9 protein-coding genes are annotated in these 12,051 nt (G+C 49.3%); 5 read left to right on the forward strand and 4 right to left on the reverse strand.

Going from position 1 to position 12,051, the window contains the following annotated elements; genetic code table 11:
* Positions 1-143 precede the first annotated feature (143 nt).
* Positions 144-1,823 (reverse strand): M23 family metallopeptidase, encoded by a 1,680-nt coding sequence (locus tag NG833_RS01060; RefSeq protein ID WP_254563480.1) that lies wholly within the window; start codon positions 1,821-1,823, stop codon positions 144-146.
* 79 nt (positions 1,824-1,902) lie between these two features.
* Entirely contained in the window at positions 1,903-2,799 is an 897-nt protein-coding gene (locus NG833_RS01065; protein ID WP_254563481.1) for a biotin--[acetyl-CoA-carboxylase] ligase, read from the reverse strand.
* 157 nt (positions 2,800-2,956) lie between these two features.
* Here NG833_RS01065 and pgeF point away from each other — a divergent pair, with 157 nt between their 5' ends.
* The 3 genes from pgeF to NG833_RS01080 all read left to right on the forward strand — a co-directional run bounded on the left by pgeF (position 2,957) and on the right by NG833_RS01080 (position 6,199).
* Positions 2,957-3,745 carry a peptidoglycan editing factor PgeF gene (pgeF, locus tag NG833_RS01070; RefSeq protein WP_254563482.1) on the forward strand — a complete coding sequence of 263 codons (789 nt, stop codon included), beginning with the start codon at positions 2,957-2,959 and terminating at the stop codon, positions 3,743-3,745.
* Between the two features lie 440 nt (positions 3,746-4,185).
* Positions 4,186-5,532 carry an AAA family ATPase gene (locus NG833_RS01075; RefSeq protein ID WP_254563483.1) on the forward strand — a complete coding sequence of 449 codons (1,347 nt, stop codon included), beginning with the start codon at positions 4,186-4,188 and terminating at the stop codon, positions 5,530-5,532.
* The gene (locus NG833_RS01080; protein ID WP_254563484.1) at positions 5,519-6,199 is read left to right on the forward strand and encodes a retron system putative HNH endonuclease; all 681 of its coding nucleotides are present in this window, start codon (positions 5,519-5,521) and stop codon (positions 6,197-6,199) included. Before NG833_RS01075 ends, NG833_RS01080 begins: the two co-directional genes overlap by 14 nt.
* A gap of 45 nt (positions 6,200-6,244) precedes the next feature.
* Here NG833_RS01080 and NG833_RS01085 read toward each other — a convergent pair whose 3' ends face one another.
* On the reverse strand, positions 6,245-7,000 hold the full coding sequence (locus NG833_RS01085; protein WP_254563485.1) for an SDR family NAD(P)-dependent oxidoreductase: 756 nt from the start codon (positions 6,998-7,000) through the stop codon (positions 6,245-6,247).
* Between the two features lie 172 nt (positions 7,001-7,172).
* Here NG833_RS01085 and NG833_RS01090 point away from each other — a divergent pair, with 172 nt between their 5' ends.
* The gene (locus NG833_RS01090; RefSeq protein WP_254563486.1) at positions 7,173-7,313 is read left to right on the forward strand and encodes a hypothetical protein; all 141 of its coding nucleotides are present in this window, start codon (positions 7,173-7,175) and stop codon (positions 7,311-7,313) included.
* A 417-nt stretch (positions 7,314-7,730) separates the two neighbouring features.
* On the forward strand, positions 7,731-8,339 hold the full coding sequence (locus tag NG833_RS01095; protein WP_254563487.1) for a CPP1-like family protein: 609 nt from the start codon (positions 7,731-7,733) through the stop codon (positions 8,337-8,339).
* 261 nt (positions 8,340-8,600) lie between these two features.
* On the opposite strand, the gene NG833_RS01100 is transcribed toward NG833_RS01095, so the two are convergent.
* A complete protein-coding gene (locus tag NG833_RS01100; RefSeq protein WP_254563488.1) occupies positions 8,601-11,069 on the reverse strand; it encodes an ATP-dependent Clp protease ATP-binding subunit in 2,469 nt (822 codons plus the stop codon).
* Positions 11,070-12,051 lie beyond the last annotated feature (982 nt).

Consider the following 12,051-nt stretch of genomic DNA (forward strand, 5'->3'; position numbering starts at 1 on the left):
AAGATAACGACTGAAGTCGTTACTACGAACTGGGAAAGATAACGACTGAAGTCGTTACTACGAACTGGGAAAGATAACGACTGAAGTCGTTACTACGAACTGGGAAAGATAACGACTGAAGTCGTTACTACGAACTGGGACGATTACTCCGTTGCTGGGATGGTGATTTCTAGGGTGACTGGAACCGGAGGTAACGGGACTGGGGGTGGCGTGGGAACATCTAGTAAGGTTGTTGAAGCCGTTTCTAGATTGACGGGAGGGTTCAAGAATGCCAGGGGGGGAGGGGGTGCGGGCATATCTAAAGAGGGTAGGGTCGTCAGGGGGGAGTTACCCGAGGTGGGAGTGGCAATTTGGGGGGCTGTCTCTAGGGACCGAATGAATTGGGCTAGAGCATATTCCATTTGAGTGCCTGGATCCATTGCCATCCAGCCTTCTGGAGTTAACTCACGCAGTTCAAAGTGGAGGTGAGGTCCCGTAGAGTTGCCGGTACTGCCGACTTCTCCAATAACTTGACCCTGTTCTACGACTTCTCCGGGTTGGACAAAGATATTGGAGAGGTGAGCATAGAGGGTTTCCAGGGTGGAATTCTGGTGTTGCAGGACTACGGTTTGACCATAGCCTCCCATCCAATCGGCGATCGAGACAGTACCGCTATAGGCAGCGACAACGGGAGTTCCAGTCGGTGCACCGAAGTCCATACCGGAGTGAAAGCGGCTGTCCCCAAAAATTGGATGGGTCCGCCAGCCAAATAAGGAGGTAATTTCAGCAGGAATTGCCAGGGGGAAAATCATGCTGGTGTTGCCGTTCCCGGGACGATTGGACCGTCTCAGACGATTCCAGTCGAAGTTGCGCGCAGCGGTTTTGGTGCGATAGTGGATGCCGTCAATGTCAGCTTTTGCTGACGCTTGCGGGTAGGTAGGAGCAGTCCTAACGGGGACTTGCGGCAGTGCGGCGTAAGAGGGTTCGGGTTCTGCATAGTAAACGGGTTCAGCGGGTGCGGAGGCAGCGCCTACAGGGGCGGCGATCGCCGGGGGTTCCAGGGGTTGCAAGGCGGGACTGTAGAGATTCGCCTGTTGTGCTTGCTGAATGGATGCCGGAACCGGCAGGCGGTCCTCTGCGTAACGATGCTGTTCTATCTCCTGAGATGCTTCCTGGATGGGTGGTTCAACCCACTCCGCCTGTTCCACGACTTCCGGTGGAGGAGGTGCAGTGCCAGTTAAGGAGTCCGACTCTGCCGGTGTAGCTACGGCACTCGCTTCGGCAACGGGGGAGTCTTCGGGGGTGGGGAGACTATAATCCGTGGGATCGACGTAAAGATTGCTTTGGTGGATATTTTGGAGGGTGGGTTCGGCGCTGGCGGTTTCCGGGGTCGAGTAATCTTCCGCAGGGGCGATCGCCTCGCGGTTGTAGTCTCCAATGGGGTCCGGTTGCGCCATCAGGGTCTCAGGGGCTGAGTCCGATTCAGGATACCACGGGGTCACTCCAGCAGTATCTAAGGGGTCCGGAGAGGCATCCTCACCAACCCAAGGGTCAACCGGGGTTTCCTCACCGAATCCCGACACTGAATAATCAGCACCTTCTAAGGGTTGCAAGAGTTCGGCGCTGGTGGAGACTTCCGGTTCTGAGGGAAGCGATTCAACCGGAGGGGGGGCCATTTCAGCTTGACCAAAAGGGTCTGCTGCATCCGATGGAGTCTGCGCGTTAGCATCTGCATCTCCACCAAGCAAGCTGAGGGAGGGAATCAACGCGAGTCCCTGCAACAGGAGAGAAACCTGACAAATAATACTTAAAGGAGTGCGGGAAAGTGGATTTCGCTGGCTCATTTTAATTCGCTCTTCGCTATAGATTCCTAGAAGGATTAACGGTTTCAAAGCAGGGTTCTACACAGCAAACACCGCGCAGTTAGGCCCTGAGAATGGGATACCCCTGGTTAATTGTACCGGGCATCAACTCAATTTCTTCGGTCGTAGAAGCACTTGTGAAAGGAGAGTTTGGATCCGATGGCGACGATTCGTGCAGACGAACACGCAGTTCTCCCGTATCGCTGACGCCTAGGATAACCCCTGCCGAACCTTCGACAGCAAGGGGTTGACCGATGCCAACCATCAGGTTTTGGTAGGATGGCAGCAAAGTCCCTACTCCTTTCTGATCAAACGTTTGATATCCGGAGGCGACTGCCCAGAGGGTGAGGGCCGCCAACATTTCCAGAGATGTTATCTCAGGATGAGGGCGATCGCCTAGGAAGGTTTGGAGGTTAATCCCGGTTTCGGGGACTGGGTTGGACCAATTAATGCCCACTCCGACGACAGCTTTGGTAATTTGTCCCTGATGGATTTTGGTTTCCGTGAGGATACCCCCCAATTTGTAGCCGTCGAGAATCAAGTCGTTGGGCCATTTTAGGCTGACTGGGATATTGTAGGCGCGGAAGGTGGTTGCTAGTCCCCAGGCGCTACAGAGGGTCAGCAGTAGTGCATCCCGAGCGTTGAGGTTGGGGGTTAGGGCCAGGGAGAGATAAAGACCCCCAGGAGATGAGTCCCACTGACGTCCCCGCTGTCCTTTTCCCGCCGTTTGACGGGTGGCGATGACCACCGTTCCAGGGGGCGCACCGTCGGCCAGGAGGGTCCAGAGGGTTTGATTGGTGGAGGCGACTTGCTCGAAGAGGTGAATAGAAAAGTTGAGGGATGACGGCGACAAGGACGGGTGTGAGGAGAAACCCTTGTCGGTCGTTCCCGGGTTGACGGTGTGCTGCGATCGCAGACACAGCAGAAAATTTTCTATGCAGTCTTGATTCAGGCCCACAGGAGCGGTTCGCGTAAAGAGTCCGTGGACTAAGGTAGCATAAAATGCGAATTCACACTGAAAAATTTTGGGATTTCTTCCAGTTGGGATTGTAGTCTGAGCCTGTCGCTCCTCCCCTGAATCATTCCTTGAGTAATTATTTATCTTCAAACCAAAGATGCATACTTGGCACTGGCGGAATTGGAACGGACTGCCCTATCTGACTTGTAGTTTACTGGAACCTTGGCCTCACGGCTTTTTTACTCAGCAATTTTGGCCGCGATCGCCACAGGAGTTGGTGGAGGTGTTGCAACCCACGGCATCGGTGTATCGCGTCAAACAGGTGCATGGGAATACGGTGTTGAGTACGCAGATGTTGACTCCCCAGGTTCGGGAAGAAGATTTAAAAGAGGATGCACCCCAGAAACCGGAGGCGGATGGGTTGCTCAGTGCAGGGTCCCAGGAAGCAATCTGGGTTTGTAGTGCAGATTGTTCGCCGGTATTGATTGGGGATATGCAAACGGGACAGGTGGCGGCGTTGCATTCGGGATGGCGAGGGACTGCGGAAAATATTGTGGCGGTGGCGATCGCTCAGATGCTGAACCAAGGGAGTCAGTTGGAGCAATTACGAGTGGCGATCGGGCCCGCCATCTCCGGCCCAGTGTATCAAGTCAACACCGAAGTTGCCATCCAAACCTGTGCCAGTCTAGTTGATTTAGACAATTCGGAGGACATTTTAAAAACCGTTCAAGACTTCGATAATTCCCCCATCTTACCCGATTCCGAACCCGGAAAAGCAAGGCTAGATGTCCGACGAACCATTGAGTTACAGTTAGAGCAATTGGGGATAACTTCTAAACAAGTTGCCATTTCCCCCCATTGCACCTATCAAGACCCCGAAAACTTCTTTTCCTACCGCCGAGACGGGCAAAAAAAAGTACAATGGTCAGGAATTGTTTCCCGGTAATTCAGTTGTTTTTGACTTGTGACCTAGGATTGTACTCTACCAAAGCCTCCAAAAAACTGTCCCTGAACTGACGCTTTCTTGGGAGAGGCAACCCGAAAGGAAGGGACATCCTGGGCGAATAATACGGAATCCGCTATTCAAAGGTCTATAAAAACCCGCACCCTAAAGGGTGGGGCTACACGGACAAAGCCCGCCTGCGCGGGCTATTCTACAAAAACGACTTTTGATACCTGGATTTGGTATAATCGCCCCTCCAGAGATACAGGTCCTGCTTCAACCCTGAACCTCAATCTATGGAATAATTCTTCCTAAGAGTGTCAGCCTCTCCCTCCCGACTCGACAGAATCCACAGAATCAACAGGCTTTTACTTTTGAATTTTTGAGAAAAAATATTGTGATGTATGCTATAATTTTTATTTTCATGCAAGAATTATAAGGCGATGAGAATTGATAAATTAATTATCCATAACTTTAAAAAATTCTCAGAGTATAGTTTAGAACTTCATCCCAAATTTACCCTGCTCATCGGTGACAATGGGACGGGGAAAACCAGCCTATTAGATGCTTTGGCGATTGCGGCTGGGGTATGGCTGGTCAATCCACCGGATAGCACTCTTTCTAATAGCAAACGAAATATATTGCCGAATGAGATTCGATTAAAACCTATTAAACACGCTGGAATTACCAGGTTTTTTGAATGTAAACCTGTGATTATTCAAGCAATAGGAATGATTCACGAGGATTATTCTTATTACAATCATTGGTGTAGACAAATCAAAATAAACGGTTCTCGGACCTCGAATACAGAGGCAAAACGAGTCATTGATTCGATTAGCAATCTGTTTAAAAACGACCAATGGGGAGCAATGATTTGGTTCCCGGTGATTGCTTATTATGGAGCGGGTCGAACTTGGCTGCCTTCTAACGCCAGTCGCAAAACCGCTAAATTGGAACAAGGGATGAACCGCAGATGGGATGCTTTTTATGATTGCTTTGAGGAACGGATTCGTTTGGCGGACTTGCAAACTTGGTTCCAGAAAGAGGCGATCGCAGCTTTACAACGCAGTGGAAAAATGCGCCCAAGCTATGATGTGGTTAAATGGGCTATTTTACGCTGTATTCCGGGAGCAGATGACCTCTGGTTTGATGGCGATCGGGCTGAAATTGTTGTCTCTTTGAAACATCAACCCATTCCCTTCAGCCACCTCAGTGCAGGGCAAAAAATGATGGTTGCGCTAATTGCTGATATTGCCATTAAAGTCGTCAACCAAAATACTAAATTCTTGACCGAAGTCGTGGACCCCAATCCCGAAATTATACCCCCTATTCTGCAACAAACACCCGGGTTAGTCCTGATTGATGAGATTGATGTGCATCTCCACCCTAAATGGCAGCGGCGTATCGTCAATGACCTCAGAACCACCTTTCCTTCCATTCAATTTGTTTGCACCACCCACTCCCCCCAAGTCATTGGTCAAATTGAACCCGAATGCCTGCGGATTCTCTATGAAGATGATGCAGGTAAAATCCGTACCATTACCCCTAAGCAAGGGTTAGGGATGGATAGCTCATGGATTTTACAAAATCTGATGGGAGCCTCAGCCAGAGATATTAAAATTGAAGAGGATTTAGAGCAAATATTTGATACCATTGATGCCGAAAACTATTCCCAAGCTAGAGAACTGATTCACACCCTCACCCAAAAAGTGGGTGACTTTCCTGAACTGCAAGAAGCTACTTCATTTTTCGATAGACTTGAACTCTTACAAAACTATGAAAACGATTAGAAAAACCCATCCCCCTAGAGAATTTTTAGAGTGGCTCAAGGAAAATGAAGGGCTAGACTGTAGTTATGCGGCACTCCAAGGAAAAGAAGCACATACAGTTTTAAAAAATTATCTGTTAAGAGAACAGGGATTTCTTTGTGCCTATACAGGAGTAAGCATATCCGAGGAAGATTCTCATATTGAACATATTAAGCCTCAATCAGTTTGTAGAACAGTCCCCAATCCGGGAAAGACCTATTTAGAGGATGTTGAATATCGCAATATGGTCGCTTGTTTTCCAAAAGATGGCGGAGATATCTCTCATGGTTATGGTGCGCCAATCAAAGGAGGATGGTGGAATGAGGAGCAATTTGTTTCACCCTGCCAAGAAGATTGTGAAAGAAGATTTATCTATGGATGGCGTGGGAAGGTGTCTCCCTATCAGGAGAATGATACCGCTGCTAATACAACGATTGATATCCTACAATTAAATGCAAAAAGTTTACAAGATAGGCGATACCGGGCAATTGTGGGTTTCTTTGGCTTTAGCAGTAAACGCAAAACCAAGGAACTAAGTCAGCGAGATGCTAAAGTGCTATTAACAATGATTAGCAAGCCCAATTCAACGGGAAAACTTCAGGAATTTTGCTTTGTTTTTGAACAACTGTTGCCTCGATATATCAAATAGGAAATTAGCACTTGTGCTGTACCGTAAAATCAACAGGTTATAACTTCACCAAGGTAAACGAGTGCCATCCCAGGAGAAAAATTCACCTGTATCGGTTTCTTCTAGGTTTTCTAAAACAGTCCAGAGTTGAGAGACGGTTTTTTCTATGGGGAATAATTTTTCTGGGGGAACGTTGCGCTGGAAGGGTTTGGATAAGCGGGTGTCGGTGGTGCCGGGATGGAGGGTGACTACGATCGCCTTTGAGCCTTTGCGCGGGTATTCGATTGCAACGGTTCGCATGAGCATATTTAAAGCAGCTTTTGAGGCACGATATCCATACCAACCGCCGAGTTGATTGTCGCCGATGCTGCCGACTTTCGCGGAAATGGTGGCGAAAATACTGCGCTGATTATGTTGGAATAGGGGGAGTAAGTGTTTGGCTAATAATACGGCACCGATGCTATTGACTTGAAAATAACGCATTAAGTTTTCTGAGTTGATTTGCCGCAAACTTTTTTCTGGTTGCAGGGTGGAATCATGTAATAGTCCGACGCAGTTGATGGCGAAATGGAGGGAGTTGGTGTGCTGTTGAATTTGAGCAATCGCTGCTTGAATTTGCGCTTCGTCGGTGATGTCCATTGGTAGGCAAATCAGTTCCTGGGAATGTTGGCGACTCAGGTTTAATAATTCGGCGGCAGAGTCGGGATGGCGATAGGTTGCAAAGACGGTAGAAATACTTGGGGTTTCTAAGCATTTTTTCACAAACCCGAGTCCGATTCCTTGACTTGCACCAATAATTAAAGCATTCTGGGATTGATTCATAGTTGAGTTGACTAGATGGGTATTATCAATATTGAACCGCAACTCGTAGGATAAATTTGTTCTAGCTTGGGGACCAAATGTAGGACCTACACTGGCCCGGGGAAGGCGGATGAGAGAATATATCCGTATGTCTTGACAAAGGGTGGGGACTTGGAACTCGCTTTGAGATGGCATGACCCCTGACCTATCTGGAATTGCCGATCGCCCTCTGGGCCAGGACTTACGCATTATTTCATATAAAACCCTAACTGTAGGGTTGATTCGCGAATCAACCCTACAGCATAAGGGGTTTATGGGTAAGTCCTCTGGGTGATCCCCGGTGCAACTGGCAAAAAGGAACGGATATCTCGGGGGCATAGGTGGGCAAGATACACTAAAGAGGAATGCCCAATATCTGGGGGTTTGAGTTACAGTTGAGACACCGTTGGGCAGATTGTCTAGGGAATGTCTGCGATCGCCTCGGGACGATGGGAAAGCAGTCACGTTATTCTAGGAATTACTCCAAGGGAACACCAATTTTTGTATGAGGACTCGATTTCAAAGTGGGACTCTTGACAACTCCCCTGTTCATCCCCGATTTTGCCACGCAATCTCGGAAAAAATATAATCATGATTGAGTCTACAAGTCGTTATTTTAAGTAGCTTGACCCCGATCCGGGTGATTCAAGCAAGGGACTTGTGGATAGGTGACCGTTAATGGTAGTTTAAATAAGAGGTAGAAAAAAATCAGATGAGCGAATTAAGTTGCTACGAACAGTTAGGAGTCTCAGAAAACGCTTCGTTTGAGGAAATCCAAGAAGCCCGCACTCGCATGAGCGCACTCCATAGTGGCGATCGCAAACAAGTTGATCTCATTGAAGCGGCTTATGATCAAATTCTGATGCAGCGTCTACGGCAGCGTCAAGAGGGCAAAATTAAAGTCCCAGAACGAATTCGCTTTGCTGAACGGGAAGTCCGCACCATGCCGAGTGCACCCCCCTCTCCGACAAAAGAGGCTCCAGCGTGGTTACAAGGACTGTTAGATACACCCTCTCGGTCTGATATTATCTGGCCAGCAGGCGGTTTTTTTGCCTTGAGTCTTTTGAGTTTATTGCAACCCGCTTCTGCACCTTTAGCATTAGCGTTGGGTGTTGGCGTCGGTCTTTATTTTCTCAATCGGAAAGAAAAGAAATTCGGTCGTGCGTTGGCGATCACCGTGGTTGCCTTGCTGGGAGGATTGCTGATTGGTGCGCCCCTAGGCACTTGGTTAACCAGTGTGGGTGTGCTATTTCCCGCTGATGGTTTAGCAGCTAGTTTTACCTTTTTTGTCTTGTGGTTGGTTAGTAGCTTTTTACGTTAATTTACTCAGCTTCAATACCGAAATAAAAAAGGGTAAAGAATTCAATTCTCTACCCTTTTTTTTAAGGCTTTGAAATCGGTATAATCCCAAATCCGGTTGGTAAAAGCAGGTTTTCGCTTTTAGCCCGCGCAGGCGGGCTTCGTCCGTATAGCCCCAGGCTTCAGCCTGCGGGTTTTCATAGACCTTTGACAACCGGATTCCGTATCAGGAGCAGTCTTCTAACCCACGATGGAGGCGACTGCCACCTGATCCAGTCTTGATCTATTCCGCAGCTTGCGGCAGAAGTTCACGCTGTTCACCGGGTCGGACAACCACTTGACCTTCCTCCCCGATGTCCACGATCGCCGTCTCGCCGTCTTTCACTCGACCCGAGAGGATTTCCTCAGCTAAAACGTCTTCTAACAGACGCATAATGGCACGGCGCAGAGGACGCGCACCATAAGCCGGATTGTAACCTTCTTCAATCAACCGTTCTTTAAAGCGATCGGTGACTTGTAAGGTAATACCTTTCTCGGTTAAGCGGCTGAAGACTTCTTTCAGCATGATTTCCGAGATGAGTTTCACTTCGTCCTTGACCAACTGACGGAAGACAATAATCTCATCCAATCGGTTGAGGAATTCCGGACGGAAGTAGTTTTTGAGTTCTTCGTTGACCAAGCTGCGGATGCGGTTGTACTGTGCATCGGCTTGGTTTTCCGAGAATTCAAATCCGAGTCCACCGCCACCTTTTTCAATCACCTTCGACCCAATATTAGAGGTCATAATCAGCAAGGTATTTTTGAAGTCTACCGTGCGACCTTTGGCATCGGTGAGGCGTCCGTCTTCAAGGATTTGCAAGAGCATATTGAAGACATCGGGGTGGGCTTTTTCGATTTCATCGAAGAGGACCACGGTGTAGGGACGACGACGAACGGCTTCGGTGAGTTGTCCGCCTTCGTTATACCCGACATAACCCGGAGGTGACCCGATGAGCTTGGACACCGTGTGGCGTTCCATGTACTCGGACATATCCAAGCGAATCATGGCTTCTTCGGAACCGAAGAAGTAGGACGCAAGGGCCTTAGTCAGTTCGGTTTTACCAACGCCGGTAGGACCGGAGAAGATAAAGCTGGCGATCGGGCGGTTGGGGTTTTTCAGGCCGACCCGGGCACGACGAATGGCGCGGGAGACGGCTTTAACGGCTTCTTCTTGACCGATTAAACGTTGATGCAGGGTGTCTTCCATGTGCATCAGTTTCTCGGATTCGGATTCGGTGAGTTTGTTCACCGGAACGCCGGTCCAACTGGCGACGATTTGGGCGATGTCTTCTTCGGTGACGACGGGGGAGAGTTCGCTATCGCTGACGCCGGTTTTTTTGTTACTGGCGATCGAGCGGATTTCGGCTTTAATCTCCATTTCGCGATCGCGCAGTTCTCCAGCGCGGTCAAAGTCCTGAGAACGCACGGCATCATCTTTGTCTTTGAGCACTTGCCGGAGTTCTTTGTCCAGTTCTTTGGCAGCAGGAGGCAGTTGGGAGTTAATCAACCGCACCCGAGAACCGGCTTCATCTACCAGGTCGATCGCCTTATCCGGTAGGAAGCGATCGCTGATGTAGCGATCGGACAGTTTGGCTGCCGCATCCAGGGCTTCATCGGAGATTTTCAGTTTGTGGTGTTGCTCGTAGCGATCGCGCAAACCAAACAGAATCTCAATGGTTTCATCCACCGTCGGTTCGCCCACCATCACCGGCTGGAATCGGCGTTCTAAGGCCGCATCCCGCTCGATATGCTTGCGATACTCATCTAAGGTGGTCGCCCCGATACATTGCAATTCACCCCGGGCTAAAGCCGGTTTAAGGATGTTTGCCGCATCGATCGCCCCTTCAGCAGCACCAGCCCCAATCAGGGTATGGACTTCATCAATCACCAGGATGACGTTCCGCGCCGAGCGGATTTCATCCATAATTTTCTTCAGGCGTTCTTCAAATTCACCCCGATATTTGGTCCCGGCAACCAGTAACCCGATATCTAAGGTGACGACCCGTTTATCTTCGAGGATATCCGGCACGTCATTGTTGGCAATCCGTTGGGCCAATCCTTCGGCGATCGCGGTTTTACCGACCCCAGGTTCCCCAATCAGCACCGGGTTATTTTTGGTCCGGCGACCCAGAATCTGGATCACCCGTTCAATTTCTTTCTGACGCCCCACCACCGGATCCAGCTTCCCTTCCGCCGCCATTTGGGTCAAATTCGCCCCAAACTCATCCAGGGTGGGAGTCTTGGTCCGGGCATTGCTCGCCCCAGAGGTCACCTCAGCGGTTTCTCCAAGCATCCTAATCACTTGAGTCCGGACTTTCGAGAGGTCCACCCCGAGGTTTTCTAGGACCCTAGCTGCGACGCCTTCGCCTTCGCGAATTAATCCCAGTAGCAGGTGTTCAGTGCCGATGTAGTTATGGCCGAGTTGACGCGCTTCTTCTAGTGAAAGCTCCAGAACCCGCTTGGCTCTAGGCGTAAACGGAATTTCCACTGCCACGAAACCGGAACCGCGACCAATAATTTTTTCGACTTCAATGCGGGCATCTTTGAGATTAACCCCCATTGACTTGAGCACTTTTGCTGCAACCCCGGTACCTTCTCCGATGAGACCCAGGAGGATCTGTTCGGTACCGACGAAGTTATGTCCCAGGCGGCGTGCTTCCTCCTGGGCCAGCATAATCACTTTAATAGCTTTTTCTGTGAAGCGTTCAAACATGGCTTAATCCCTTTACCGACACATTTGGCGCGTAAGAACCTGCTTTCTACCCTAACTGAGATCAAACGACAAGCACCTCGCCCTTCAAGAGTATTCTTTTCAGTGGCTTCAGTCCCTGGTCATTTCTCCACAATTATGGTTTGAATAGCACCTTCAGAAGCATTCCACCATCTCTGAACCCTTTAATCTCTCTATCCTAGAGGATTTGCCCTAGTTACGAGTTTTGAGTTATACTGTGCGTTTGGGTATCGCAATCGTTAACTCTCAACTCCTGAGAAAAGCAGGGGATTCGGAAGGGGATCGGAAGGAGGTTTTGAAGGCCGAAGCCAGTTGGCTGGGGCTCAATTCCCGCCATCCCTTTGGTACTTTGACCTTTAGCATAGCAAAAGTCTTCGTTTTCGTGCTACCGCTTTTGGACTGGGCCAACTTTTGGTGCTCTAGGATGGGTTGGTCATGGGTCCCTGGTCATTGGTCATTGGTCATTGGTCATTGGTCCTTGGTCCTTGGTCCTTGGTCATTGGTCCTTGGTCCTTGGTCCTTGGTCCTTGGTCCTTGGTCCTTGGTCATTGGTCCTTGGTCCTTGGTCCTTGGTCCTTGGTCATTGGTCCTTGGTCCTTGGTCCCTGGTCCTTCGTCGAGTGACAAATAACAAATAACCAATGACCAATGACCAATGACCAATGACCAATGACATTTGTCCCCTTTTTCCGCAAAATTACGCAATGACGAGCGCCGTTTCATAGAAGCGACTGGATAGAATCGCTGTTGTTTCGTTCGGCAATTCTGTAATTATACGGAAAAATTAGCGGATTTGAAAAGGGGTTTTATCCCGTTAGAAACGCTCTGCATTTCCACCGGAATACGGGATAGAGTCCGGTTCCAACATAGAACGACTTGGGAGGATCGCACCCGCAGATCATCTGGTCATTTTTGGGTCATAATCGTTTGATATTGTCAAGAGGAGTAGAAAACAATATCAATCC

The organism is Oscillatoria sp. HE19RPO, assembly GCF_024220515.1.
GTDB lineage: Bacteria > Cyanobacteriota > Cyanobacteriia > Cyanobacteriales > Laspinemataceae > Laspinema.